The organism is Rubneribacter badeniensis (genome assembly GCF_002899695.1).
GTDB lineage: Bacteria > Actinomycetota > Coriobacteriia > Coriobacteriales > Eggerthellaceae > Rubneribacter > Rubneribacter badeniensis.
This window is the reverse complement of sequence record NZ_PPEL01000002.1, coordinates 106,091-131,237: the sequence shown is the minus strand read 5'-3', so window position 1 is coordinate 131,237 and position 25,147 is coordinate 106,091. Positions and strand designations below refer to the sequence as shown.

Sequence of the window (25,147 nt, the reverse complement as noted above, 5' to 3'; positions counted from 1 at the left end):
AGGAGACGCCGCTGTTCCACAAGTCGCAGGTGCTCTACGGCCTGGACAAGGCGAAGGCGGCCATGGCCGCCTTCGCCTTGTCCAGGCCGTAGAGCACCTGCGACTTGTGGAACAGCGGCGTCTCCTGCGAATTCAGGTACTTCGGCTCGCCCGCACCCACCACGCGCCCGCCGAAGGCGATGCAGTCGCCCTGCGGGTCGCGGATGGGGAACATCACGCGGTTGTAGAAGCGGTCGCGCAGCTTGCCGTCGCCCTTGCCGACGAGCGCCACGTTGGCCTGCTGCATCTCCTCGGCGGTGAACCCCGCCGCCGCAAGATGCCGCACGAGGCTGCCGCGCCCCGGAGCGAACCCGAGCTGCCAGGTTTTCGGCACCTCCCCGCCCAGCCCGCGCCCCGCCAGGTAGCTGCGCGCCGCCGACGCGTCGGGGCCGGGGTTGCGCATGAGCTGGGCATGGTAGTACTCGGCCGCCTCGGCGCACACGGCCTTGAGGCGCGCCTTGCGCCCGGCGCCTTCGCCCGGACGCCCGCCCGACTCCGTTATCTCGATGTGGGCGCGCTCGGCAAGCCGCCGCACGGCCTCGGGAAACGAAAGGTCCTCGGTCTTCATGACGAAGGCGAACACGTCTCCCCCCTCGCCGCAGCCGAAGCAGTGCCACAGCTGCAGCGCGGGATCGATCTTGAACGACGGGGTCTTCTCGTTGTGCAAGGGGCAGCAGCACCAGAAGTCGCGCCCGCGCTGCTTCACCGGCGAGCGCTCCCCGATGACCGCCACGAGGTCGTTCGCCTCGCGCACCTTCTGGATGTCCTCTTCGCTGATGCCGCCCGCCATGCGCCGCCGTCTCCTCCGTCCGTCCCGCCCTTCGCGCGTCCGCACGCGCCCGCTGCCGACAGTATAGCGCAAGGCCCGTCGGCAGGGCCGAACGCGGCAAGATCAGCAAATCGCCAACCGTCCGCTTACGGGGCCGTCCCGCCGGCCCTGCACGCGAAGGCGACTGGTATGCTGGCGCGAAACCACGGCGAAGCCCCGAGAGCACGGAGGTCGAACATGGACGACAGCATCACGCGACTTGAAGACATCGGACCCGCGCTGTACGAAAGCGCGCAGCCTCCCCTCGTGACGATCTACTCCCCCACGCACGGCCCCGAAGCCCGCACGACGGACCGTCGGCGCTTTGAAGAGATGGCCGCCCGAGCGCGCGAGCGCCTCGCCCAGCGCTTCGAGCGCCGCGAGCGCGCAGGGGCAGACAGGCTGCTCGAGCGTCTCGCCGAGCGCTTCGACGAGTTGGCCGGCCCGTCTGCGGACGGCGCGCTGGCGGCGTTCGCCTCCAACGAGGGAGCCTTCGTCTGCAACCTGGATCGCCACGTGGAGCCGATCGTCGTCGTAGGCGACGCGTTTCTCGTGCGCCCGCTTCTGAAGGGGCTCGGGTTCGGCTCGCGCTACCTCCTGCTGGGCCTCAGCGCCGACCGTTTCGCGCTCATCCGCGGCAGCTTCGGCTCGCTCGAGCGCGTGAAGCTGCCCGCGGACGTGCCCGGCACGTACAGCGAGGAGTTCCCCGACGTCTACGACGGGCGGCCGGGTGCCCTCGACTACCCGTCCCTCGAGAACCACCTGCCGCCCTACCACGGCCACAAATCGCGCAACGACGTGAGGAGCGAAGAGGCCGAGAAGTTCTTCCGCTCCGTGAACGAAGCCGTGTCCGAACGCCTTGCGAGGGAAACGGAGGTGCCCGTGATCCTCGTGGCCCTGCCCGAGCACCAAACCGCCTTCCGCCGCATCTCCACGATCCCGCACCTGCTCGACGAGGGCATCGAGAAGGACGTCGGCGGCCTGTCCGCGCGCGAGCTTTTAGACGAGGCGAAAGGCGTGATCGAGCGCGAGCGCGAGCGGCGGGCCGACCGCCTGCTCGCCGGGTTCGGCGACGCGGCAGCGCACGGGCGGGGCGTCTGCGACCTTTCGGCCATCGGCCTCTCGCTCGCCGAACGCCGCGTGCGCGCCCTGTTCGTCGCCGAGGACGCGGACGTGCCGGGCGTCTTCGACGCCGAGACCGGCGAGGTGAGCCTGATCGAGCGCGGGCCGCACGAGCGCTTCCAAGGCCCCGAGCTGGCCGACCAGTTCGCCCGCGCCGCGCTGGCCCAAGACGCCGAGGTGTTCGAACTCGACCCGGAGAAGATCCCCGGCGGCTCCGGCATGGCCGCGTTGTATCGGTACTGAAAATACGCAGGTGCCTTTCAGGGAAAACCGAAAGGCACCTCTTTGCTTTTAGAGGTAACAGCTTATGCGAGAATCGTCGATGAAATCCATGAAGCGCAGACATTCCGCGTTGAAACATAACGGTATGTCGCGCGTGGGGCCGTTGCGGTGCTTCGCCACGATGATCTCGGCCAATCCCAGATCGGGGCGATCTTCGCACTCGGCCTCGATCTCGTCCATGCTTCGATCAACAAACATGACAACGTCGGCGGTTTGCTCGATAGCGCCCGATTCCCGCAAATCGGTAAGCAAAGGGCGACTGCCACAATTTCGATTGACGGATGCACGAGACAAACTCGCCGTTACAAGGAGAGGAACGTCGTATTCACGAGCGAAAAGCTTGAGTCCCCGCACGAGCCTATCAACTTCCACAGTGCGGTTCTTGTAGGCAAGATCGTCCTCATCGGGCATGATGAGCTGCAAGGAGTCAATCACAATGAGCGGATTCTTCTTCTCAAGCGTATCCGCCACTGCGTTGCGAATACGCTCCACCGTCATTACCGGAGCATCCTCCACAGAGAAATCCAAATCCGACAGCACGCGCGCCGCTTCGACGATAACACCCCAGTCAGAATCCTGTATCCAGCCAGCACGTAGATGCGACAGGCTCACGCGCGCTTCGGCGCACATTATGCGCTGCATAATTTGATCAGCAGGCATTTCAAGTGATACAAATGCAACGGAAGAACCCTGTTTCGCAGCGTTCATTGCAATGTTGAGGGCTAAAGACGTTTTGCCCACGCCCGGACGCGAAGCCAGAACAACGAGGTCGCCGCCTCGAAAACCGTGGATCAAGCCATCGATGTCCTTGAACCCTGTCGAAACGCCTGAGACTCCGCCACCTTGCTCAATATGCTTGGCCGACGATTCAAATTCGCTCAACAAAGCTTCTTCGATCTTCATTTTCAAACTTTCTAATCACATCTCAAAATACTCGTACCAGCGCGCAATGATCATCTGGCGGTTGAGCACGAGATACTTCTCGATCTTCGAAAGGTCGCGATCGGCAATGCGCGCTTTGTTATGGGCAAGTTCGACGCCGTCTTTCTTGATCCAGAATTTCGACAACACCGACCGATCCGAACCGACCCATACGTGAACATGAACAGGCTCGCTTCCTTCGTCCGAAAAGAAACCGATCGAGAAATTGCGATAGCGCATCACGTTCGGCGACATCATCATGACGCATCGCGCTTCTCGTAGGCATCCTCGAACAGCAAGAGCAGGTTCGCTTGCAGGTAGCGTGAAAGCTCGCTCAACTCAAGTTCGGAGAAGCCCTTGGAACGATGGAACACGCACTGAGGCGCGACACCTTCGGCGAAATCGAAATCCCCGTTTTGGCTTTCGCGCTCGAAGTACACCGGAATCTCGTCAATGCCGCCGCGTCGGCGAATACGGCCATACGTCAACGTGACCCCATCGACCTTCGAATACAAGTACTTCATTGCCAGCTCCTTCCGATCCGGATTAGCTGCCGATCGCATGTCGCCATGATATCATGAACGAACGCATGTTTTGATTTCGTTTTGCGACCTCCACCGCTCCGAAAGCAAGCCCGCCCGAGCTTGCATCCTAATGTTTCACGTGAAACATTAGTACGATGATATCCCATGCGCTACAATGTCCTCGAACGAACCGATGCGCGCCGCCGGACGGCGCGCGCACGAGCAGAGGACTCGCCATGGAGCACGCCCGCATCCCCTACCTTGCGCTCGACCCCGATACCGAGGCCGCCATCTGCGCCGACCGCGCGGCGGGGCGGCGCAACCCGCACGCGTTTCCCGACGAGGACGTGGCGCGCCGCGAGGACAAGGCCCACGACCGCGCCACGCTCACGCGCCCCGCGTTCGCGCGCGACATCGAGAAGATACTGAACGTGCCGGCCTACAACCGCTACGCCGGCAAAACCCAGGTGTTCAGCTTCGTGGAGAACGACGACATCTGCCGCCGAGGGTTGCACGTGCAGCTGGTGAGCCGCGTGGCGCGCGGCATCGGAACGCTTCTAGGGCTGAACTGCGAGCTCATAGAGGCCATCGCGCTCGGCCACGACGTAGGCCACACGCCGTTCGGGCATGCGGGCGAGCGGTTCCTCAGCAAGTGCTACCACGCGCGCACCGGGCGCTACTTCAACCACAACGTGCACTCCGTGCGCGTGCTCGACCAGCTCTACCGCCGCAACATCAGCCTGCAAACGCTCGACGGCGTGCTGTGCCATAACGGCGAGTTCGCCTGCCAGGTGCTGCGCATGGGCGACACGCACGATTTCGCGGCGCTCGACGCGCTGGTGGATGCGTGCAACGCCGACGAGCGCGCCATCAAGCGCCTGCGCCCCTCCACGCTGGAGGGCTGCGTGGTGCGCGTGAGCGACATGATCGCCTACCTCGGCAAGGACCGGCAGGACGCCGTGGACATGGGCGTGCTGCCCTCGCTCGCCCCGTTCGAAACCTCCGTCATGGGGAAGGGGAACGCCCAGATCATCCACAACCTCACCGTGGACATCGTGAACAACAGCTACGGGCGCGACCGCATAGCCCTAAGCGAGGCCATGTTCGCCGACCTCAAGCGCGCCAAGGCGCAGAACTACGAGCTGATCTACGGGCGGGAGGGCCTGTCTCAGGACGCGGGCAACGTGGTGGAGGAGATGTTCGAGCGCCTGTACGAGCGGCTGCTGGCCGACTTGAAGGCCGGCGACGAGAGCTCGCCCGCGGTGCGCCACCACGTGGACTACCTGGCCGCGAAGTCAAGCTCCATCGACCGCGACGAGTACCTGCGCACCGAGCCGAACCAGATCGTGGTGGACTATATCTCCTCGATGACCGACCGCTACTTCACCGCGCTCTACGCGCACCTCTTCCCCGACGACTCCCGCCGCCCCATCGAGCGCGGCTACTGCGCCGACTTGGGGTGACCGCAGGATGCGCGAGGCGAAAACGACCCTTCGCCCCCGTCGGGCCTGAAATCCCTCCCGACGCCGAGCGGCGCGACGGCGAAAGCCCGCAGGCGCCCCCGACGGGAAGGCGCGGCAAAGTCGCGTCCCCGTCCGAAGGCGCGAAACCGACGAGAACGAAGAAAGGACGCCCATGAAGCTTCTGATAGCCTCCGACCTGCACGGCGCGGCACCCGCCGTGCGCGCGCTCGACGCGCGCGTGGAAGCCGAATCGCCCGACCGCATCGTCCTTCTGGGGGATCTGCTCTACCACGGGACGCGCAACGACCTGCCCGAGGGCTACGCGCCCAAAGAAGCGCTCGCCGTCCTCAACGGATGGTCCGCACGCGTGGTGGCCGTGCGCGGCAACTGCGACGCCGAAGTCGACCAGATGGTGCTCGACTTCCCCTGCCTGGCCGACTACGCCCTCGTCGAGGCCGACGGGCACATGCTCTACCTCACGCACGGCCACCTGCCGGGGAAGACCCCCGACGACCCGCCGGCCCTGCCGCCGAAAAGCGCCTTCCTCTCCGGCCACACGCACGTGAAGACGCTTGAAGAGCGCGACGGCGTGCTGTTCGTCAACCCCGGAAGCGCCTCCATCCCCAAAGACGGCTCGGCGAGTTACGCCGTCTACGAGCACGGCCGCTTCGCGCTCAAGGCCCTCGACGGCCGCACGCTCGCCGAAGGCGGCTGGGACGGCAAGCCCGCAAGCGGCCTTTGACGCGCGCCGTCGCCGACGGACCGGCCGCCTACGACAGCCGACCGCGCTCCACAGTGTAGGAGACGTCGGCGATGGCGGCCGTTGAGGCGCGGTGGCTCACGAGCACGACGGTCTTGCCGCCGCGGCCTTCGGAGAGCGCCCGCAAAACGGCCGCCTCGTTCAGGCTGTCGAGATTCGAAGTCGGCTCGTCGAGCAGCACGAACGGCGCGTCATGCAAAAACACGCGCGCGAGGCCGATGCGCTGGCGCTCCCCGCCCGAAAGCGTCTCGCCCAGCTCGCCCACCTCGGTGTCGAGCCCTTTGGGAAGCCGCTCGATCAGACCCGAGAGCGACGCCTTCGCGCAGGCGTCCGCCAGCTCGCCCTCCGTCGCATCGGGCTTCGCGATGAGCAGGTTCTCCCGGACGGTGCCCGCGAACAGGTGCGTCTCCTGGGTCATGTAGCCCTCCGTCCGGCGCAGGCTGGCCGTGTTCACCTGCCGCACGTCGGTGCCCGACACCTCCACCACGCCGCGCGTGGCGTCCCAGAAGCGCATGAGCAGCTTGCACAGAGTCGATTTGCCCGACCCGCTGCGCCCGGCGAGCTGCACGATGCTCCCCGGTTCGATGCGCAGGTTCACGTCGTCGAGCACCGGGCGCCCGTCGTAGGAGAAGTCCACGCCGCTTGCGCCCGCGCCCGTGAACGCCCCCACGTCCACGCCGTCCGACACGTCTTTGGTCTGGGGGCGCTCGTCGAGCAGATCGAGCACGCGCGCGCCCGACGCCAGCGTCTGCTGCAGCGTCGAGCCCAGGTTCGCCACGGCGATGACCGGACCGAACGAGGACATGAGCGCCGAGGCCGCCACGATGGCCGCGCCGGGCGACAGCTGCCCTTTCGCCACGAGCGCGCCGGCCGCGAGCACCATCGTCGCGTCGAGCGCCAAAACGAGCGCGTTCACGCCCGCCATGGCCACCGAGGCGCGGCCCTTGAGGCGCGCCTCGTCGCGCTCCAATTCCCCGGCGCGCAGCGAAAGCTCGCGCGCCCGGTCGTCGGCGCGCCCGAACTGCAGCGTCTCGCGCAGGCCGCGCAGGCTGTCGAGCACGAACGAGTTCATCGCGCCCAAGCCCTCGCGCACCTCGCGCCCGCCGCTTCCCGCCGCCAGCGACGAGAGGAACGGCGCCACCACGCCCACGAGCACGTACGACGTGAGCGCGAGCGCCCCGAGCACCGGCGAGAGCGTCGCGATGAACGCCGCCATGCCGAGCGACACCACGAGCGCGATGACGGCCGGCGAGAGCGTGTGGGCGTAGAACACCTCCAAAAGCTCGATGTCGGAGGTGACGAGGGAGACGAGGTCGCCCTTGTCGCGGCCCTCGAGCTTGGCCGGCGCCAGCCGCCGCAGCGACGCGAACACCTTGTCGCGCACGAGCGCGAGCTGCTTGAAGGCCAGATAGTGGTTGCACAGCTGCTCGCCGTAGCGCAAGGGGCCGCGCACGATGCCGCACGCCGCCACGAGCGCGCACGCCGCGGCGAGCCCGATGCCCTGCGGAAGCCCCGCCGCGTCGGCCAGCGCGTAGGCCGCGAGCACCGTGAGGAAGATGGCGGCCAGAAAGCCGAGCACCCCGAGCGCGGCCGCGAGCACCATCCACGGAAGGAGCGGCTTCACGAGGCCCACGAGCCGCAGCATCACCGACACGTGCGAGCGCCGCGGGCGCTCTGCGGACGCGTCCCGGCCCTGCGCCCCGTCCGGCCGGCCGTCCTGCGCGGCGCGCTCGTCGCACGCCTCCTCGGCCGCGCGCGACGGCTCGTCGGCGTCGACCGCAGCCGCGAAGCGCTCGAGGTCTGCCTGCTGGCCCCACAGCCGCGCGAACGCGCCCTTGCGCGCCAGCAGCTCCTCGCACGAGCCCGACTCGGCCACGCGCCCGTCGGCCATCACGTAGATGCGGTCGGCCTCGGCCACGGCGGCCAGCCGGTGGGTGATCACGATGACGGTCTTCTCGCGCGCGAGCTCGCGGACGACCTCCATGATGGCGCGCTCGCTCTCCGCGTCCACGTTGGACGTGGCCTCGTCGAACACGTACACCGGCGCGTCGTGCAGAAGCGCACGGGCAAGCGCCAGGCGCTGCCGCTGCCCTCCCGAGAGGTTCGACCCCTGCTCGGCGACGGGCATGTCCAAACCGCCCGAAGCGCGCACGAACCCGTCCGCCCGGCAACGCGCGAGCGCCGCCCACAGCTCGTCGTCTCCCGCCTGCGGATCGGCCAGAAGCAGGTTCGACCGCACCGTGCCTTTGAACAGGTAGCTGGCGAACGGCACGACGCACACCGTGCGCGCCACCGAGGCGCGCGACGCCTCCAAAAGGGGCACGCCGCCCAGCTCCACCTGTCCGGTGAAGCCCGCGTTGCGCCCGCACAGCACGCCCGCCAGCGTGGACTTGCCCGAGCCGCTCTCGCCCACGATGCCCGTGAACGATCCCGCCGGCGCCTCGAAGTCCACGTCCGCGAGCACCTGCCGCTCGCCGTCGTAGGAATAGCCCACCCCGCGCAGCGACACGCCCGCGCCCTGCGGGTCGATCGCGCGCGATCCGCGCTCGGGCTCGGGCGCGTCCAGGATGGAAAACATCTTGTCGGCGGCGGCCATGCCGTTCATGGCCGTATGGAAGAACGACCCGAGCGTGCGCAGCGGGATGAAGAACTCCGACGACAGGAACACCACGGCAAAGGCCGCGAACAGGGGGACCTGGCCGTCCGCGAACTGAACGAGCGCCACGATGATGCCCACCGCCGCGCCGCCGAACGCGAACAGGTCCATGACCGTGACCGAGTTCAGCTGCATGCGCAGAAGCCGCATCGTCGCACGGCGAAACGTCTCGGCCTCCTCGTTCATGCGCGCATGGCGCTCCCCGTCGGCCTGGTAGATCTTGAGCGTGGTCAAACCCTGCAGGTTCTCGAGGAACGCGCCGCCCAAGTCGGTGTAGGCGCCCCAGTAGGTGCGCATGACGCGCTTGGCGATCTTCTGCACCGCCACGATGGACAAGGGGATGAGCGGCACGCACGCCAAGAGGGCCGCCGCCGCGGGCAGGCACAAGGGCGCGAGGCACGCGAACAGCGTGAGGGGGGCCAAAACCGCGTAGAACAGCTGCGGGACGTACTGGCCGAAGTAGCTCTCCAGCTGCTCGCAGCCCTCCACGCTCACCTGCACGGCCTCGGCAGTGGGCACCCGCTCGGCGTAGGAGGGCCCGAGGCGCACGAGCTTGTCGTACACCTCCTGGCGCACCGCGCGCTTGGCGGCCTGCGCCGCGGCCAGCCCGCAACGCTGCGCGCCCGCCAAGCACGCCATGCGCACCGCGATGGCGACCGCCGCCGCGCATCCCAGGCCCCAAAGCCACGGGCCCACGTCGAGCACGCCTTCGAACCACGCCTGCACGAACAGGCCGAACAAAATCATGAGCGCCACGTTGGCCGCGAGCGCGACCCACTGCAGCGCCACGTTGGCCACGATGGGCCCGCGCGCGGCGGGCACCATGCGCAGAAGACGCATGCTGAACACGTTTGACTTCCTTTCCGTCATGGCGGCTGCGAAGGCGCGTCCGGTGCCCAACCGAAAGCGCAGACGCCAGGCGCGCCTTCGCAGCCGATCACGCAAGGGCGAAAGCGCCGAAGCGCCGCGCGAGGGCGGGCTTTCGCCTCAAGCACCGCCTGGCGCCCTTGCGACAGACAGGCGGCGCGGTGCCATCCATATGAACGTGAAGAAGGATACGTGATTCGCACCGCTTTGTAAACCGAGGCTAATCCTCTGCACGGCATCGAGGTCGAACGGCGCGTTACCCGGCGCAAAAAACCCACATCGGCACCGGCACGGAATCCCGCCTTTCGCAAGGTGGAAACGAAACGCCGCCAAGGCAGCCGATCACCTCCCCTTCAACCTAGGGCGAGACGATCGACCGCATGTCGGAGAGAAGGGCGCTTTCCTTTCGGCGCGGCGCGCGGGAAAGGGACCGACAAGACAACGCGCCTTTCGAGCCGCGCCGCGAAGACCCCGATCGACGAACGCGATATCGTTCCAGCAACGCCTCCCTCAAAGACGCTAAGCGCGCTCCTTCTCCTTTTTCTCCGGCACGAGGAAGATGAACGCAAGCGAGCTCAAAAGCAGCAAGAACGGATAGAACAAAAGCGGGATGATCTGGAACGCCGACACCGCGTAGCCCAGCTCGGAGGCCGCCGAGATGGCCACGAGCATCTGCGCGCCGTAGGGAATGATGCCCTGGAACACGCACGAGAACGTGTCGAGGATCGAAGCCGTCTTGCGCGGCGTGATGCCGTAGGTCTTCGCCATGTCGGCGGCGATGGGGTTCGCCATCACGATGGCCACCGTGTTGTTCGCCGTGGAGATGTCCATCGCCCCCACGAGCAAGCCCATGCCGAGCTGCCCGCCCTTCCTGCTTTTGAACAGGCTCTTAATGCCGTTCAGAAGCGCGGTGAAGCCGCCGTGCTCGCGGATGAGCGCGCAGATGGCGCTCACGAGCACCGCCACCATCGTCGTCTCGAACATGCCGGCCGCGCCCGAGCCCATATTCGCCAGCAGATCCACCGGCGCCGTGGCCCCGGTGGCCACCATGATGAGCGAGCCCGACGCGATGCCCAGCAGAAGCACGACGAACACGTTCACGCCCACGATGCCGCCCACGAGCACGATGAGATACGGGACAAGCTGGACGAGGTCGTAGTCATGCTGCACGGTGCCGCTGATGTCGGAGCCAAGCGACAGCGCGAGGATGATGGCGAGCGAGACGAACGCCGCCGGCAGCGCGATCTTGAAGTTCTCGCGGAACTTGTCCTTCATCTGGCATCCTTGGCCCTGACAGGCCGCGATGGTGGTGTCGGAGATGAACGACAGGTTGTCGCCGAACATCGCGCCGCCCATGACGGAGGCCACGCACAGGGGCAGGTCGAACCCCGAAGCGGCCGACACGGCCACGGCGATGGGCGTGATGAGCGTGATGGTGCCCACCGACGTGCCCATGGACAGCGACACGAAGCAGCTCACCACGAACAGCACGAGCACGGAGAACTGCGCGGGGATGACGGACAGCATGAGGTAGGCGACGCTCTCGGCGCTGTCGCGGCCCACGGTGCCCACGAACACGCCGGCCACCATGAAGATGAGGATCATCGTGACGATGGTCTTGTCGCCGATGCCCCGCCCCATGATCGCCAGCTTGTCGTCGAAGGGAAGCGCGCGGTTCTGGAGGCACGCCACCAGAAGCGCGAGCAGAAACACCACCACGACCGGCACGGTCGAGAACCCCATGGCGATGCCCAATCCATATTCGAACAGCAGACCCAGCCCCAGGTAGCATGCGAGGAACACTCCGATGGGCAGAAGAGCCTTCACGTTTCCCTTCTCCATTGCGACCCCTTCTCCGAAACGACAATTCGCCTATTGTAACCCACGAGCGCCGCGAAACGTGCGGCAGATTCCGCGGGCACGCGCGAACGCGCGCGGGAAGCGCGAAGCCCGCCGATCGCATGCGCGTAGATGACAAAGCGCAACGGCGCACAGCCGTGCGGTGAGCGCGAAGCCCGTCCCGCGCGCCGCGCGCGATCCCCTCGGCAGCGAAGGGCTCCGTCCCCTTCCGGCCTAGCGCCGGTTGAGCGCGTGGAGCGCGCCCAGCCCGCGCAGCGTGAGGTGCTCGTCGGCTGCGTCGATGCGCGCGGAGAGGGCGCGCATCGTCTGCGCGCCGGCACCGGTGGCCACGACGAGCGTCTTGCAGCCCAGCTCGCGCCACACCATGTCGATGAGGCCGTCGATGCGGGCCACCTCGCCCATCACCACGCCTGCCTGCACCGCCTCGCGCGTGCTCTTTCCGATGACGGACGCGGGCGCACGCAGTTCCACCGCCGCAAGCTGCGCCGCCGCGCCCGCGAGCGCGCGGGCCGCGAGCGCGAGCCCCGGCGCGATGATGCCGCCCACGAACACCCCGTCGGCGTCCACCACCTCGAAGTTCGTCGTCGTGCCAAGATCCACCACGATGAACGGCGGCTCGTAGGCGGCCTTCGCGGCGGCGAGGTCGGCCACGCGGTCGGCCCCGAGCTCCCCCGGATCGTTGTAGCGCATGCGCACGCCCGTCTTGAGCCCCGGCCCCACCACGAGCGGCCGTCTGCCGCAGAGCGCGTTCGCGGCAGACACCCACGCGTCGGTCAGGCCAGGCACCACCGAGGCCACGATGGCGTCGCCCACTTCAGGCGCGCCGTCCGTCGCGGCCAGAAACGACAGCGCCGCCACGCGCGCCTCGTCGGCCGTCATGCGCTCGGGGGTCGTGAGCGACCACGTGGCGAAAAGCGCGCCGTCCTCGACGATCCCCAGGCTCGTCGTCGTGTTCCCCACGTCGACCGCCAGCACCGCCTGCGCCGCGCCCTTCTCAAGCGAACCTCGCCTCGCCATGCTCCCCGCCTTCCCCCTCGCGCGGCGAACCTGCGCGTCCAGACCCACAATCGCGAGGAATTAACGATGTCTTCGACCTTTTCGCTCGATTATACTGTACCCGTCCCGTTGGTAACCCGACTTCCCGATGCGAGGGGAAGCGGATATACGCAAAGGAGAAGGACATGGACTCTGTCAAAGGGCAGCTGACGCTGCGCGGCATCCTCATAGGCTGCGTCGGCTGCGCCATCATCACCGCCGCGTCGGTGTACACCGCCCTCAAGATGGGGGCGCTCCCCTGGCCCATCGTGTTCGCGGCCATCATCTCGCTGTTCTTCCTCAAGGCGCTCGGCCACGGCAAGGCGAGCCTCAACGAGGCGAACGTCACGCACACCGTCATGAGCGCGGGCGCCATGGTGGCCGGAGGGCTCGCCTTCACCATCCCCGGTGCCTGGATGCTCGGGCACGCCGACGAGGCCGGCTGGCTGGAGATGCTGCTCGTGGCGCTGTCGGGCGTCGTCCTCGGCCTTGTGTGCACCGCGCTTCTGCGCCGCCACTTCATCGAGGACGCCGACTTGGAGTATCCCATCGGCGAGGCCGCCGCGCAGACGCTCATCGCGGGCGATGCGGGCGGCAGCACGGGCGCGAAGCTGTTCGGCGCAATGGGCCTCGCGGGCGTCTACACGGCGCTGCGCGACGGGGCGGGCGTCGTCCCCGCGATGTTCTTCGGCAACGTCGCCATTCCGGGCGTCTCGTTCGGCATCTACAACTCCCCCATGCTCCTGGCCGTCGGATTCCTCGTAGGAACCGGTGCCGTGGCCGTGTGGTTCGCCGGCGCGCTGCTCGCGAACTTCGGCATCGTCGCGGGCGGCTCGTCAGCCGGACTTTGGGACGTCGCGAGCGCGCAAGGCATCGCCTCGAGCCTCGGCATGGGCGTCATGATGGGCGCCGGCGTGGGTGTAATCTGCAAGAACATCCTGCCCAAGGCCGCGCGGACGCTGAGGGGCGCCCGGACGGCCCGCAGAGGCGGCGCGAGCGCGAACGCCGACGCGGATGCGGGCGCGCCCAAACGCCGTCTGCGCGTCTCGGCCAGCCTCGCAGCCTGCGCCGTGGCCGCCGTGGCGCTCGTTGCGTGCTTCGGCCTGAGCCTCGGGCCGGTGCCCTCCGTCATCGTGGTGTTGCTCGCGTTCGTCGCAACGGCCATGAGCGCGCAGAGCGTGGGCCAGACGGGCATCGACCCCATGGAGATCTTCGGCCTCATCGTGCTTTTGGCCGTGGCCGCGGTGTCCGACGTGCCGCAGGTGCAGCTGTTCTTCGTGGCCGGCATCGTGGCCGTAGCGTGCGGGCTGGCCGGCGACGTGATGAACGACTTCCACGCGGGACACGTGTTGGGCACTTCGCCGAAGGCCCAGTGGATCGGCCAGGCCATCGGCGCCGTCGTGGGCGCGCTCGTGTCCGTGGCCGTCATGGCCGTGCTCGTGGGCGCCTATGGCCCCGAGGCGTTCGGACCGCAGGCGTCGTTCGTGTCCGCGCAGGCCTCCGTCGTGGCTACGATGGTGTCCGGCATCCCGTCGGTGCCCGCGTTCGCCCTGGGGCTGGCGGCGGGCTTCGCGCTCTACCTGGCGGGCTTTCCCGCCATGATGCTGGGGCTCGGCATCTACCTGCCCTTCTACATGTCGCTCACCGCGTTCTTGGGAGCATTGGCGAAAGTGGTCTACGACGCCGTGTGCAAGCGCCGCCGCGCCAAGCTCGCTTCCGAAGAGCGTGCCGCGCGCGAGAAGGCGCAGGCCGAGACCGGCCTCGTCGTGTCGAGCGGCCTTCTCGGCGGCGAGTCCGTCGTCGGCGTCCTCGTGGCGCTCGCCGCCGTCGCAACAGGTTTGGGAGCGTAGGCAGAAGTAATAAGGGCCATGGGCTCAAAATCTCTTCATCGAAAAAGCGGTGGGGAGGGGGCGCCTTCCTCACCGGTCGTTTGCATTTGGCAAAATGAGTGAAAAACCAGGCCTCAGCAGCTGACGCACTATTTCGTCAGACTCCCGCACAAGCCGAACATATTCAAAAAGCTTGTTCAAAAGATCCAAGAATGACCTCATATCATCCTTGGTAAACGAGCAATGCGTGAATTCGTATGAATTGAACTTGATCCATGCATTCTTGACCACTTCGTATCCAGCAATGACAACATGCTGCACTTCGATCGGACATGGAACAGTTACGACTTCCCCATCGATGCCCGAAAGAGACACTGTTTCATTCCCCTCATCGAACGGCTGCAATCCCTTCGCCCAATGAAGCTTGAAATCCTTCGGAACACAAGCACAAAGTTTGTCATAGTCGAAACCGATGACATTGCTTGGTCGATAGCTGCTTTTCTCGAGCATTGCCAAACGCCGTCCTATATCTGAAAGGCTTCTGAATACAGCAGAGTCATTCGCAATCGGAATACGCGGGCGCATATCAGCGCGATTGACCGTGTAAAGCGCACCTTCAAATTCATCAAGATAAACCTGCGAACACAGGATGGCATACGTATAAAACACGATAGCCGTCGATGCCTCGCCCTGGCCGACGCCCAGCAAAGAGGACACCGCCGCGCAAAGCCGTTCGTTAACATTGCTCTCCAGCTTGCCGTCTCCGCGCTTTCCCACAGGATATTGGTTCAAATAAAGAAACGAATTTCCGCGCCTGCATAAATCATTGTCCGGACGATGCCAGCAAAATGAGGCAAACTGCCTCAACTCGCCCTTTTGATCCTTGGGAGAATGCGAGAGCGCAAACCCCAGCGTCTCGCTTCCAGAATACGCCTTCATGAGTTCAGGGCGCCGACGCGTTCCTCCTCCACCGACATGGGAGAACCTCTTAAGCAGATCCTCCCACAAAAAAGCCTTTATCGTGACGAACGGCCTGAAAGCATACTCGAATGTATTCTGATTGAATACAGCATCGAATTTACCTTGCTTCAAAAGCGGAGCCAAAGCTTCGGCGAACTCGCGAATCTCATCCTCTCGAGGAAACTTGTCTTGACGACCTAACCATTTCTTAGCCGCAGGCATGCCTTCGCTCAAAATCTCCCTGCAACGACGTTTTAGCATGGATTTTTTCGCATGCGTGAATAAGCTCGAGGGAGCCAATTTGATCCCCGAACAATAAGATTTAAAAATACCTTCTTGACCGGCATCTCCGCTTACTGGCCAATATCGTGCATAAGCCTCTTGATCGAATGGCAACAGTGGAACGAAGGAGCAATCTGAAAGATTTACCGGATATTCGACAAACGAACCCAACAAATCGCATGCATCCTTTTCGAAGTATTCGATTTTTTCGTCTCTGCTCTTTCCAGACAAATCGAGATAACGATACGTATGTATCTTTGACGCTTCATCGCATTTCCGAACGGCTATCATCACCGCCCTTCCCTGTTGCGTGTTGAACACACTATCCGAACGGATTCCAGCCCTCGCATCCGCATCAACCGAAAGCACCCAGAGCAAATCGAAATGCTCAACGATGTATTTTCTCGCATAGCGATAAGAATCGTTTTCGAGGAAGGAGTTGGGAACCACATACGCAAGCATCGAAGGTCCCGAATTCGATTCCAACTTGAAACACGCCCATCTTAGAAACTGAACAAAGGGATTGCTAATCTGTTTTTGAATATTTTGCCGCCCATGACGAGCCTTTTTTGGAGGCCGAAAGTCTTCAAGAAGCTCGTCCATGAAAGAAAAACCCTCCTGCCGTCCCTTTCGAAACGAATCCGAAGACGGAGGGTTTCCGACTACGAGGGTGATTGGCCTGGAAGAAACCTCATTCACATGCGACAATTCGACACCCTCTACGGTACAGGCTTCCTCAACAGTATTAAATGCCCGATCAATCAGCGTATTAGCCAACAAAATAACCCAATACGGAGATGCCCTCCCGGAATCCCCGTCAAGCATCGCCATCCTATAAGTCGCAAGCATATAAGGGGCAGGCAGCACTTCGATGCCGCAAAGCAGATACCTCCCATGCCCATCATCGCATTCGCGAAGCTGCTCCAAAAACGAACCCGTCCCACAACAAGGATCGATCGGAGTGTTTCCATCATCGAATATGCTTGCGCCGTCGAACTCATCGTCGGCAATTTCATTCGCCAAACGAACGACGCACGAAGCCAACTCGCGAGGCGTGTAGAAGGCACCGTAGTCGAAGCGGGAGTCCGGATCAAACTTCGACAGAAAATGCTCGAAAAGCCCATGATAATCAGGCTGCCTCTTTTGCTCGTCTGTCATATGGACATAAGAAAGGAACCGGATGCACTCATCAGCCCAGGTCATGATAAAATTCTTATCTCCATAAGCTCCGATGCGGTTCATAACCATGAGAAACGGCGACAACGGACGGCACTCGCCTCTTTTGAAAACTAGGAAATTTCTAATCTTTGCATGCTTGTCGTTTGCAGAATCTCTCTCCGAACACACCATCCTATGGGCATACAAGAGGGTGAACATGACCGTCTGCGCCACAAAATCGGCGAAAACTTTCGCCGTTCTCATTCTGAGATCGCCATGCTCGTATACAAATGATTTCAAATCATCCAGCAAGATGATTGCGTCCCGCTCTGCATCGTCTACGGCTTCGTCAAGCGGAACGGAAGCAAATTGAGTTACGATATCTGCAAAGTATCTTGTGCGCAATGCAACCTGCTCCACAAGCGACTCCTCATCGCAGTAACGAGGAACCGGCTCCGAAAAAAACCTGCGCATAACAAATTCGAATTTCGGATTTACCTCAAGATCAGACCAGTTGGAAAACTTCAGAAGCCCCTTATCCACAACGGAAACACATTGCGGTTCGCAACCTTGTTCGAATGCGTAGACAAAGTCGATGCCGTCAGTAATAGCAAGTCGATGACCCAGCGAGAGATACCTGTCAAACTGCCCTTTATATGAAGTCATATCAAAAGGTTCGAGTGAAAGTCCTTTCGCTTCAATATAACCATAAACGCCAAACGTTTCCCTGTCATGGACGCGCCAATCGGGTCTACCCATGCGCGCCTGGTTACGCGGCTCGAACACTACGCAGGTATCCCTTTCTCCTGCGAGCTCGTCGGCAAGCTTTTTGAAAAAACTGTCAAGACACGGATGAAAGGAGAGCTCTGCCGTGTGCTCTCCGTCCATGTTGGCGTCGTTCCATTCCGACTGAAGCTGCTTAAGATAGCCTCTTACTATCTTTTCGAACGACGCCATCTCCCAACCCTTTCTCGTAACAATCGATGATACTTGCCCCTATGAACTCGGCAAGACGCGGAGGCACTGCATTACCTATCTGCCTGGCTATCGCAACCTTCGATCCCGTGAAAGAGAAATCAATCGGAAACGTCTGCAACAACGCTCCTTCTTGAAGGGTAATGCTTCGGGGCTGTTCCGGATGACCGAACTGGCCCCTTGTGAAGCTGTCAAATCGGGCCGTTATGGTCGGAGCAACGTCATCCCAGGCCATTCGACCATAGACGTTTCTATGACCTATTACGGAACTTGATATCTTGTGACAATCGGCTAGAAGATCTTGCGGCAGGCAATCTCTACCCTGACCTTCTTTCAAGGCGTTTATTCTCGCAAGGTTTTTTTCCGACAAACGATCCCTACGGTGCAGAGGATGATCTGGATGGGGGGAGCCATCGAGAGGAGGCTCCGGCAAAAAGGAGATCGCATCTCGGACGGTACGCCGCACACATTTAGGCTCAGGGAACCGATAGGACGATCCCATGTCGTCCCTCTCGCCCACCAGAAACATACGATTCCGACGCTGCGGGACACCGTAGTTTTCCGCATTGAGAATCTTCTTATGAACCCTGTATCCTATCGCCTCCAGATGCCTCACCAAGCGTTGAAGGACGGCAGAACCGCGTTTTCCCTGGATACCAGCAACATTCTCCATAAGGAAGTACATAGGGCGTACTTCTTCGATCAGCCTTCCGTATTGAAGGACCAAACCGTTTCTTTCATCAACATCTTTCCCTATACGTTGAACCGAGAAACCTTGGCAAGGGGGACCCCCTGCAAGAAGAAAGAGTTCCCCTGGTTTCATCTTGAGCCTTTTAAGCAAATTTCCATCAAGCATGTTCTCGATGCCGGCACGCACAATTTCATGCTTGAAATATTTCCCGTTATCCTTCATGGTTTCAATGCACGTTTCGTCGATGTCGAAGCTCAGAAGGAGATCGAAACCGGACCTGCTCAACCCAAGGGACAGCCCTCCGGCCCCGCAAAACCCATCCACGCACGTATATTCCATTTACGAGCGCCTCCTTGCGTTTTTTAAGCCAGCAATAACGCTTGAGTAAGAATTGCTAACAGGAGCTTCCACGCATTGTGTGCCGGAAACGAGTTGCTCAAGGGTTGGCTCCACCGAAAGCAGTTCCACGATCACGCTTGCAGCTATCCCGCAGGATAAGAGCGGCGGAACCGCTTCCCCTATCTGCCGATACACGTCATCCGACCGACCTTCGAATAGAAATCCATCTGGAAAACTTTGCAGACGAGCAGCTTCGCGCGCCGTAAGCCCCCTATTTTGCTCAGGATGGCTATAGCGCCCGCTCGCTGGATTGCGCGCATAATGCGTAATCGTAATCGAGGGCTTATCCCAACTAAGCCTTCCATACACATCGGAAAAGCCCTTTACGCGGGCCAGGCATTCCGGACCAACCCCCTCCGGCAAGCTTCCTCCATCATGGGGAACTTGACGTATCACGTCAATCGTACTGCTCTTATGCGCGACCGCCTTATGCATCTTGTCCTCGGGATCCGCTTCGCCCGCTTCAAGGGGCCTGAGCGCCGCAATCGCCTGACGGACTGTTCGATACTCCGTCGGCGTGTATACCTCATCCGGCAGAAGGAACTCCTTTTTCATGCCCACAACCAAAGATCGAAACCTTTCCTGAGGCACACCGAAAGCCGCTGCATTGTATATCGCCTGTTTGACCGTATAGCCCGACTCCAAAAACACTTCGCGCGCAGATTCGAAATAGCGCCAATGACGCTTGGAAAGAAATTCGGGAACGTTCTCCATTACAAACACATCCGGCTTTGCGGCGGCAACAATATTCGAAAAGGCAATGGCAAGATTGTTCCTCAGATCGTCACCCAAACCCCAATCCTTCTTTCGATGCGATGAGAATCCTTGACAGGGAGCACAGCCTATCAAGATAAGGGGACGCGAAGCGTCGTAGCCTTTCGCTTCGAAAAAGCGCTGAATACTTTCAGCGCTTTTGGATATATCCAAAACATCTTCACAGGTCACAGGAGTGCCGAAGTTCGTCGCATAAGTATTCGCCGAAACTTGATCTATGTCGCATCCAGCCAAAAAGCGAAACAAAGGGACAACCTTGTTAAGCGCCGCAAAGCCAAGCGAAGTGCCGCCAGCACCGCTGAAAAAATCCAGTATCTGAATGGGATTTGAAGCCGACGAAGCCGGTTTGAGCGGCGCAAAGAGGGCCAAGGACTCCATGCTCGCCTCAAAGAGGGCACGCTTCATCGTCCTGAAGTCTTCGCTCTCGACACTTCCGATGGCAACTTGCCGCAGAAGGGAAAACCGCTCTCCGTTCGCCTTTCTTTCCATATCAAATATCACCACCCATTCGTTTCGATTTTGCCCATACGTTCTCTTCAAGGACCCACGAAACGTATTTACGCAATCGGGATACCGGAAACACCTGCAGCCGCATCAAGAGGTGTTGATTGACCTCATAGACGTTTGCCCACTGCAGCCTAGTTGAACTTGAAGATGCGCCGCGCCATCCGATAGCCGGAGATGCCGATCTTGCGGCCCAACTCGGTGGGCAGGTTCGTGCCCATGTTGAGCACGCTGCGGCGGATGCGCCGGTACACGTCCGGGTTGTTCGCCTTCAGATAGCTCCAGATGGCCTCGCGCTCGTCCTCGGCCTCGTCGGTGTCGATCATGCGCAGGAAAATGGAGCAGATGCACATCATCATGGACAGGTAGTTCTCCATGTAGCGCTCCAGGCGCTTCTCGGGCACGCCGTCGGGCAGCCTCACGGCGTCGATCATGAGGCGCGTCACGCGCAGCTGCTGGTCGATGCGGCCCATCATGACGCTCTCGTTGACGCTCTGGTCCTCGCGGCCGATGTAGTAGCGGTACATGTCCACGTCGCGGTAGTAGATGGTCTTCACATGCGGCAGCGGCACGTACACGAACAGGTTGTCCACGTAGAACGTGTGCTTCGGCAGCGTAAGGCCAATCTCGCGCAGAAGCTCGGTGCGGTAGATGACCGAGTGCATGAGCAAATACTGGCTCTGCCCGAAATGCCCCGCCTCGTCCCAGCCGAACTCGCGGCCCTCGGGAAACACGTTGCGGTAATGCATGACCGTGCGCGTGCCCTCATGAACCTTCTCGTACACGTAATTGCCGATCACGAGGTCGGTGGCTTCCTCAAGCTCGTTCTGACGGCGCAGGTAGGCCATGATCTCGCGCATGGCCGCCTCGTCGAGCCAGTCATCGGAATCGACCACCTTGAAGTACCGGCCGGTCGCGTGCGCAAGGCCCGTGTTCACCGCCTCGCCGTGGCCGCCGTTCTCCTGATGCACCGCCCGGATGATGTCGGGATGCTTTGCGGCCCAGGCGTCGGCCTTCGCGGGCGTGTCGTCTTTCGCGGAGCCGTCGTCCACGACGATGATCTCGACGTCGCCCTCGCCGCCGTCGCATTTCAGGATGGACTCGATGCACGCGTCCATGTACTCGGCGGAGTTGTAGCAGGGAACGGCGAAGGTGACGGTCTTCATCGCCGCCCCTCCAAACCGGGCACGAGCTCGTCGGCCAGCGCGAGCGCACGGCCGATGATGACGTCCATGTTGTAGTAGCGGTATTCTGCCAAGCGGCCGAGCGGATGGAAGTTCGCAAGCGGCGCGGTGAGCGCGCGGTAGCGCTCGTAGTGCGCCCGGTTCTCGTCGGAGAGGATGGCGTAGTAGGGAATCTGCCTCAGCGGATCCTCGTAGGGGCGGCTGTACTCCTTCATGATGGTGGTCTTGGGATGCGCCTGACCGGTGAGGTGCTTGAACTCGGTGATGCGCGTGTAGTCCTCGGTCACCGTGAAGTTCACCGTGCCGCAGGGCAGCACGTGCTCGACGTCGTGCGTCTCCCAGGCGAACTCGAGGCTGCGGTACGGAAGGCGGCCGAAGCGCGAAAGGAACAGCTCGTCGAGCGGGCCGGTGTAGACGATCGGCCCCTGGAAGGGCGCGCCCTTGATGAGGATCGCCGAGAGCGGCGCGTCCTCCGCGCCGCTTGCGAACTCGAGGTCGAACACGCTTTCGGCCTCGGTGTTCAGGCACACGAGGATGCCCTCGCTCTCGAGCATGCGCTCGAACAGCGGCGTGTAGCCCTCGGCCGGCATGCCCTGGTAGGCGTCTTGGAAGTAGCGGTTGTCGCGCGAGACGAACACGGGCACGCGCGCCGTCACCGAAGGGTCGACCTCTTCGGGGGTGAGGCCCCACTGCTTCTGCGTGTAGTAGAGGAACACGTTTCTGTACACGAAATCGGCGATCTCGGAGAGCTCAGGATCGTCCTGCTCGCGCAGCTCGGTGATGGTGACCTTGCGCTCGTCGCCGAACGCGTCGATGAGCTTCTGCGTGAGGTGCGCGGCGCGCTCCTCGCCGAAGGCTATCTCCATCGAGTTCTTGTTGAACGGCACGGGAAGGTAGGTGCCGTACCAGTCGGCCAGCACCTCGTGCTCGTAGTCGCGCCACTCGGTGAAGCGGCGCACGTAGTCGAAGGCGCGCTTGTCGTTCGTGTGGAAGATGTGCGGCCCGTAGCGGTGCACGAGCACGCCGGCCTCGTCGAGCTCGTCGTACATGTTGCCGCCGATATGGGAGCGCTTCTCGATGACGAGCACGCGCGCGCCTCCGCGCTCGGCCAGCTCGCGCGCGGCCACGGCGCCGGCGAACCCGCTGCCCACCACCACCGCGTCGAAGTCGCTGCGGTCGAGATCTTTGAAATCGCAGTAACGCACACCCATGGCGCACCCTTCCGTTCGTCGAAAGCGCGCGGACGCACCCGCGCCGCGCATCCTCAAGGGGGCGTTCGGCCCCTCCGATAAACCGGAGGCTATTTTACCGAAAAGCCGGGAAGGTGCGTGGATTATCATACGAAGGAGACAAATCCGGCGAGGAGCGCGCCGAGCGCGGCACGCTCCGACGAAAGGACGGTGCCATGAGTTCATTCCTCGAATCGATGCTGGCCCGCGCCAAGGCAAACAAGCGGACCATCGTGCTGCCCGAAGGCGACGACGAGCGCACGCTCGCCGCAGCCGAGCGCATCCTGGCCGACGGCGTGGCCGACCTTGTCATCTTAGGCGACGCGGAGGCCATCGCGAACAGCGGACACGCGCTCGACGGCGCGAAGATCATCGACCCGCGCGCCTCCGAGCTGCGCGACGAGTTGGCGAGCGAGCTCTTCGAGCTGCGCCGCCACAAGGGCCTCACGGAAGAGGGCGCGCTCGACCTCATGGACGACGTGCTGTACTTCGGCGTGATGATGGTGAAGACCGGCCGCGCCGACGGCATGGTGGCCGGCGCGTGCCATGCCACGGGCGACGTGCTGCGCCCCTGTCTGCAGATCCTCAAGACCGCGCCCGGCGTGAAGCTCGTCAGCTCGTTCTTCGTGATGGTGGTGCCCGATTGCGACCTGGGCCAGAACGGCACGTTCCTCTTCAGCGACTGCGGGCTCGAAGTGCAGCCCGACGCCGAGAAGCTCGCGCACATCGCCGTGAACTCGGCGCGGTCATGGGAGGCGCTCATGGGCACCGAGCCCACCGTGGCGCTGCTGTCGCACTCCACCTACGGCTCGGCGAGAAACGACGACGCGACGAAAGTGGTTGAGGCGGCGGCGCTGGCGCGCGAGCTGGCACCTGAGCTGGCACTTGACGGCGAGCTGCAGCTCGATGCCGCCATCGTGCCCTCCGTGGGAGCGTCGAAGGCGCCCGAGTCCCCCGTGGCGGGTCGCGCGAACGTGCTCGTGTTCCCCGACCTCGACGCGGGCAACATCGGCTACAAGCTGGTGCAGCGGCTTGCGAAGGCCGAGGCGTACGGCCCCATCACGCAGGGCATCGCAGCCCCGGTGAACGACCTCTCGCGCGGCTGCACCGCAGATGACATCGTGGGCGTCATCGCCATCACCTGCGTGCAGGCCCAGAAGGCCGCCGAGTAGGAGCGGGAGGGCCGCCGGAAGGCGGCCCTCCCATGTGAAACGGAGCATCGCGTCTTAGACCGCCGCGTCCCGACGGCCTTTTCCGCGCGAAAAAGAGGCCCGCCGATGCAGCGGCGTCCAGCGACTGCTTCGCGAAGCGACGGCATGCGACAGCATCCCCGTCCTTTTGCCGCGCGCGAACCATGCGGCGGCGGCTCGAACTCCCCGAAAGCGCGGAGGGCCCCGCAGGGCCCTCCGGAAGCGAACTCCCGGCGCATGCGCCGGGGCAGCCGACTCTCATCGCAGGCAGCCGCCGCACCTGGGCAGCCGGCGTCCCTTACGCCAGCACCGACCCCTCGCCGAGCACGCCGCCCGCCACGCCCACCTTCTCATGGACGATCTCGTAGGTGTCGCGGGCGATCATGTACTCCTCGTTCGTGGGGATGATGATGATCTTCACCGGCGAGCTATCGGTTGAGATCTCGCGCTCGAAGCCGCGCTGGCGGTTCTTCTCCTCGTCGAGGATGATGCCGAGCGGCTGCAGCCCCGCGAAGATCATGCGGCGCATCTTCTCGCAGTTCTCGCCGACGCCGGCCGTGAGCACGATGGCGTCCACGCCGCCCATCACGGCGATATAGGAGCCGATGTGCTTCTTCACCGAGTTCGAGTACATGTCGTAGGCCAGCTGCGCGCGCTCGTCGCCGCGTTCGGAGGCGTCGCGGACGCTGCGCAGGTCGTTCGAGATGCCGGATATGCCCAAAAGCCCCGACTTCTTGTTCATGAGGTCGTTCACCTCGGAGGGCGTGAGGTTTTCATGCTCCATGACGAACGGCACGATGGCCGGGTCGATGGCGCCGCAGCGCGTGCCCATCATGAGGCCGTCGAGCGGCGTGAGGCCCATCGAGGTGTCCACCGCCACGCCGTGGTCGATGGCCGACATAGAGCAGCCGTTGCCGAGGTGGCAGGTGATGAGCTTGAGGTCCTCAAGCGGCTCGTCGAGCACGGCGGCCGCGCGTTCGGAGATGTAGCGGTGAGAGGTGCCGTGCGCGCCGTACTTGCGGATGGCGTACTTCTCGTACAGCTCGTAGGGCAAGGGGTACATGTAGGCTTTCGGCGGCAGCGTCTGGAAAAACGACGTGTCGAACACGGCCACCATGGGTACGTCCGGCATGTGCTTGAGGCAGGCGTGGATGCCCATGAGCGCCGCCTTGTTGTGCAGGGGCGCAAGCTCGGCCAGCTCGTCGATCTTGGCGATCACGTCGTCGTCGATGAGCACGGAGCGGTCGAAGTACTTGCCGCCCTGCACGATGCGGTGCCCCACGGCGTCGATCTCGGCAAGCGAGTCGATGGCCTTCGCGGGACCGCTCGTGAGCGACTCCAGAACAAGCGCCATCGCATCGTCGTGGTCGGCCATCTTCGCATCGATGACCTGCTCGTTCTCATCAAGGCCGTGCTTGTGGAACGCCTCGGCCGACCCCACGCGCTCGCATATGCCCTTGGCAAGGAGTTCGTGGCGCTCGACATTGACCAACTGGTACTTCAAGGAAGATGATCCCGCATTGATGACTAGTACGTTCAACGGCCTGCCTCCTTACGCCTATCCTGAAACATCTATTTTAGGTGCAGCCGCCGAACGGTCGGAAGCAGACGAAGCGCCCCGTCGGCAAACGGCGC

18 protein-coding genes are annotated in these 25,147 nt (G+C 63.1%); 5 read left to right on the top strand and 13 right to left on the bottom strand.

The window, feature by feature from the left end; translation table 11 throughout:
* Window positions 1-34: 34 nt before the first annotated feature.
* A complete protein-coding gene (locus C2L80_RS01225) occupies window positions 35-829 on the bottom strand; it encodes a DNA primase (RefSeq protein ID WP_239938631.1) in 795 nt (264 codons plus the stop codon).
* A 216-nt stretch (window positions 830-1,045) separates the two neighbouring features.
* Here C2L80_RS01225 and C2L80_RS01220 point away from each other — a divergent pair, with 216 nt between their 5' ends.
* Window positions 1,046-2,212 (top strand): baeRF8 domain-containing protein, encoded by a 1,167-nt coding sequence (locus C2L80_RS01220; protein ID WP_103262452.1) that lies wholly within the window; start codon window positions 1,046-1,048, stop codon window positions 2,210-2,212.
* Between the two features lie 48 nt (window positions 2,213-2,260).
* On the opposite strand, the gene C2L80_RS01215 is transcribed toward C2L80_RS01220, so the two are convergent.
* From C2L80_RS01215 to C2L80_RS01205, 3 genes are read right to left on the bottom strand one after another with little or no spacing between them, the layout of a single operon-like run.
* The gene (locus tag C2L80_RS01215; RefSeq protein ID WP_103262451.1) at window positions 2,261-3,154 is read right to left on the bottom strand and encodes a DnaB-like helicase C-terminal domain-containing protein; all 894 of its coding nucleotides are present in this window, start codon (window positions 3,152-3,154) and stop codon (window positions 2,261-2,263) included.
* Between the two features lie 15 nt (window positions 3,155-3,169).
* Window positions 3,170-3,433: a DUF4160 domain-containing protein gene (locus tag C2L80_RS01210; protein WP_103262450.1), complete on the bottom strand. Its 264-nt coding sequence runs from the start codon at window positions 3,431-3,433 to the stop codon at window positions 3,170-3,172.
* Window positions 3,430-3,696 carry a hypothetical protein gene (locus tag C2L80_RS01205; RefSeq protein ID WP_087196207.1) on the bottom strand — a complete coding sequence of 89 codons (267 nt, stop codon included), beginning with the start codon at window positions 3,694-3,696 and terminating at the stop codon, window positions 3,430-3,432. Before C2L80_RS01205 ends, C2L80_RS01210 begins: the two co-directional genes overlap by 4 nt.
* A gap of 236 nt (window positions 3,697-3,932) precedes the next feature.
* Between C2L80_RS01205 and C2L80_RS01200 the strand changes: the two genes are divergently transcribed.
* Both C2L80_RS01200 and yfcE read left to right on the top strand, forming a co-directional pair.
* Window positions 3,933-5,159, top strand: a complete 1,227-nt coding sequence (locus tag C2L80_RS01200) for a deoxyguanosinetriphosphate triphosphohydrolase family protein (protein WP_103262449.1) — start codon at window positions 3,933-3,935, stop codon at window positions 5,157-5,159.
* A 172-nt stretch (window positions 5,160-5,331) separates the two neighbouring features.
* A complete protein-coding gene (gene yfcE / locus C2L80_RS01195) occupies window positions 5,332-5,901 on the top strand; it encodes a phosphodiesterase (RefSeq protein WP_103262448.1) in 570 nt (189 codons plus the stop codon).
* Between the two features lie 28 nt (window positions 5,902-5,929).
* Here yfcE and cydC read toward each other — a convergent pair whose 3' ends face one another.
* The 3 genes from cydC to C2L80_RS01175 all read right to left on the bottom strand — a co-directional run bounded on the left by cydC (window position 5,930) and on the right by C2L80_RS01175 (window position 12,319).
* Complete coding sequence (cydC, locus tag C2L80_RS01190) at window positions 5,930-9,415, bottom strand: thiol reductant ABC exporter subunit CydC (RefSeq protein ID WP_224759074.1); 3,486 nt, start codon at window positions 9,413-9,415, stop codon at window positions 5,930-5,932.
* A 546-nt stretch (window positions 9,416-9,961) separates the two neighbouring features.
* Complete coding sequence (locus C2L80_RS01180; RefSeq protein WP_087196197.1) at window positions 9,962-11,284, bottom strand: Na+/H+ antiporter NhaC family protein; 1,323 nt, start codon at window positions 11,282-11,284, stop codon at window positions 9,962-9,964.
* Between the two features lie 231 nt (window positions 11,285-11,515).
* On the bottom strand, window positions 11,516-12,319 hold the full coding sequence (locus tag C2L80_RS01175) for a type III pantothenate kinase (protein WP_087196195.1): 804 nt from the start codon (window positions 12,317-12,319) through the stop codon (window positions 11,516-11,518).
* Between the two features lie 164 nt (window positions 12,320-12,483).
* On the opposite strand from C2L80_RS01175, the gene C2L80_RS01170 reads away from it, so the two are divergent.
* Window positions 12,484-14,187 (top strand): OPT/YSL family transporter, encoded by a 1,704-nt coding sequence (locus C2L80_RS01170; protein ID WP_092200362.1) that lies wholly within the window; start codon window positions 12,484-12,486, stop codon window positions 14,185-14,187.
* 69 nt (window positions 14,188-14,256) lie between these two features.
* Here C2L80_RS01170 and C2L80_RS01165 read toward each other — a convergent pair whose 3' ends face one another.
* From C2L80_RS01165 to glf, 5 genes are all read right to left on the bottom strand, one after another.
* On the bottom strand, window positions 14,257-17,523 hold the full coding sequence (locus tag C2L80_RS01165) for a type ISP restriction/modification enzyme (protein ID WP_103262446.1): 3,267 nt from the start codon (window positions 17,521-17,523) through the stop codon (window positions 14,257-14,259).
* Window positions 17,486-18,571, bottom strand: coding sequence for a DNA cytosine methyltransferase (locus C2L80_RS01160; RefSeq protein ID WP_087196189.1), 1,086 nt, complete (start codon window positions 18,569-18,571; stop codon window positions 17,486-17,488). Before C2L80_RS01160 ends, C2L80_RS01165 begins: the two co-directional genes overlap by 38 nt.
* On the bottom strand, window positions 18,572-19,906 hold the full coding sequence (locus C2L80_RS01155) for a DNA cytosine methyltransferase (protein ID WP_087196187.1): 1,335 nt from the start codon (window positions 19,904-19,906) through the stop codon (window positions 18,572-18,574).
* Between the two features lie 137 nt (window positions 19,907-20,043).
* Window positions 20,044-21,075, bottom strand: coding sequence for a glycosyltransferase family 2 protein (locus C2L80_RS01150; protein WP_087196185.1), 1,032 nt, complete (start codon window positions 21,073-21,075; stop codon window positions 20,044-20,046).
* Window positions 21,072-22,304 carry a UDP-galactopyranose mutase gene (gene glf / locus C2L80_RS01145; protein WP_087196183.1) on the bottom strand — a complete coding sequence of 411 codons (1,233 nt, stop codon included), beginning with the start codon at window positions 22,302-22,304 and terminating at the stop codon, window positions 21,072-21,074. Before glf ends, C2L80_RS01150 begins: the two co-directional genes overlap by 4 nt.
* A gap of 194 nt (window positions 22,305-22,498) precedes the next feature.
* On the opposite strand from glf, the gene pta reads away from it, so the two are divergent.
* Window positions 22,499-23,494, top strand: a complete 996-nt coding sequence (gene pta / locus C2L80_RS01140; RefSeq protein WP_087196182.1) for a phosphate acetyltransferase — start codon at window positions 22,499-22,501, stop codon at window positions 23,492-23,494.
* A gap of 316 nt (window positions 23,495-23,810) precedes the next feature.
* On the opposite strand, the gene C2L80_RS01135 is transcribed toward pta, so the two are convergent.
* A complete protein-coding gene (locus tag C2L80_RS01135) occupies window positions 23,811-25,052 on the bottom strand; it encodes an acetate/propionate family kinase (RefSeq protein WP_087196180.1) in 1,242 nt (413 codons plus the stop codon).
* Window positions 25,053-25,147 lie beyond the last annotated feature (95 nt).

What these genes read in the sequence shown, in the direction of transcription:
- C2L80_RS01225 (WP_239938631.1), bottom strand. Translation starts at nt 829, where the DNA reads ATGGCGGGCGGCATCAGCGAAGAGGACATCCAGAAGGTGCGCGAGGCG.
- C2L80_RS01220 (WP_103262452.1), top strand. Translation starts at nt 1,046, where the DNA reads ATGGACGACAGCATCACGCGACTTGAAGACATCGGACCCGCGCTGTAC.
- C2L80_RS01215 (WP_103262451.1), bottom strand. Translation starts at nt 3,154, where the DNA reads ATGAAGATCGAAGAAGCTTTGTTGAGCGAATTTGAATCGTCGGCCAAG.
- C2L80_RS01210 (WP_103262450.1), bottom strand. Translation starts at nt 3,433, where the DNA reads ATGATGATGTCGCCGAACGTGATGCGCTATCGCAATTTCTCGATCGGT.
- C2L80_RS01205 (WP_087196207.1), bottom strand. Translation starts at nt 3,696, where the DNA reads ATGAAGTACTTGTATTCGAAGGTCGATGGGGTCACGTTGACGTATGGC.
- C2L80_RS01200 (WP_103262449.1), top strand. Translation starts at nt 3,933, where the DNA reads ATGGAGCACGCCCGCATCCCCTACCTTGCGCTCGACCCCGATACCGAG.
- yfcE (WP_103262448.1), top strand. Translation starts at nt 5,332, where the DNA reads ATGAAGCTTCTGATAGCCTCCGACCTGCACGGCGCGGCACCCGCCGTG.
- cydC (WP_224759074.1), bottom strand. Translation starts at nt 9,415, where the DNA reads ATGCGTCTTCTGCGCATGGTGCCCGCCGCGCGCGGGCCCATCGTGGCC.
- C2L80_RS01180 (WP_087196197.1), bottom strand. Translation starts at nt 11,284, where the DNA reads ATGGAGAAGGGAAACGTGAAGGCTCTTCTGCCCATCGGAGTGTTCCTC.
- C2L80_RS01175 (WP_087196195.1), bottom strand. Translation starts at nt 12,319, where the DNA reads ATGGCGAGGCGAGGTTCGCTTGAGAAGGGCGCGGCGCAGGCGGTGCTG.
- C2L80_RS01170 (WP_092200362.1), top strand. Translation starts at nt 12,484, where the DNA reads ATGGACTCTGTCAAAGGGCAGCTGACGCTGCGCGGCATCCTCATAGGC.
- C2L80_RS01165 (WP_103262446.1), bottom strand. Translation starts at nt 17,523, where the DNA reads ATGGCGTCGTTCGAAAAGATAGTAAGAGGCTATCTTAAGCAGCTTCAG.
- C2L80_RS01160 (WP_087196189.1), bottom strand. Translation starts at nt 18,571, where the DNA reads ATGGAATATACGTGCGTGGATGGGTTTTGCGGGGCCGGAGGGCTGTCC.
- C2L80_RS01150 (WP_087196185.1), bottom strand. Translation starts at nt 21,075, where the DNA reads ATGAAGACCGTCACCTTCGCCGTTCCCTGCTACAACTCCGCCGAGTAC.
- glf (WP_087196183.1), bottom strand. Translation starts at nt 22,304, where the DNA reads ATGGGTGTGCGTTACTGCGATTTCAAAGATCTCGACCGCAGCGACTTC.
- pta (WP_087196182.1), top strand. Translation starts at nt 22,499, where the DNA reads ATGAGTTCATTCCTCGAATCGATGCTGGCCCGCGCCAAGGCAAACAAG.